The organism is Xanthomonas maliensis (assembly GCF_009192945.1).
In the GTDB taxonomy this organism is placed as follows: Bacteria; Pseudomonadota; Gammaproteobacteria; order Xanthomonadales; family Xanthomonadaceae; genus Xanthomonas; species Xanthomonas maliensis.
In genome coordinates this window covers 1-524 of the sequence record NZ_NSET01000130.1, presented here as the reverse complement: position 1 = coordinate 524, position 524 = coordinate 1, and the positions used below count along the sequence as shown (strand labels likewise).

1 protein-coding gene and 1 pseudogene are annotated in these 524 nt (G+C 64.7%); both read right to left on the bottom strand.

The genetic code is table 11. The features are described from left to right. Nucleotides 1-160, bottom strand: a pseudogene (locus tag CKY51_RS22245) (UDP-glucose 6-dehydrogenase); the annotation flags it as partial. A 24-nt stretch (nt 161-184) separates the two neighbouring features. Further along, nucleotides 185-524 (bottom strand): FKBP-type peptidyl-prolyl cis-trans isomerase (locus CKY51_RS22240; RefSeq protein ID WP_170292369.1); only part of this gene is annotated, 340 nt, incomplete at its 5' end.

The window sequence follows — 524 nt, the reverse complement described above, 5'->3', positions numbered from 1 at the left end:
TCGGCTCCAGCCCCGGCTCGTAGATCGGCACCACGCCGCGATTGAGCCGGTCGATCTTGTCCTGGTCGATGTCCACGCAGATCACCTGGTGGCCGACTTCAGCCAGGCAGGTGCCGGTGACAAGCCCGACATAGCCGGTACCGAAGATCGCAACGCGCATGGGAGTCGACGCTTCCGGTCGATCTCAGGGCAGGATGCCCAGCAGCTCGACGTCGAAGGTCAAGGTCGCGTCCGGTCCGATCGGACCACCCTGGGTTCCGTTCGGGCCATAGGCCAGATTGGACGGAATCCAGAAGCGGTACTTCGAGCCCACCGGCATCAGTGCCAGGCCTTCAGTCCACCCCGGAATCACCTGGCCCAGACCGAACTCGGCCGGCTGGCCACGCTGGTAGGAGCTGTCGAACACCTGCCCGTCGAGCAGCTTGCCTTCGTAGTTCACCCGCACGGTATTGGTCGGCATCGGGCGCTCGCCGCTACCCTGGCGCAGCACCATGTACTGCAGGCCCTGTCTCTTATCCCCCTCT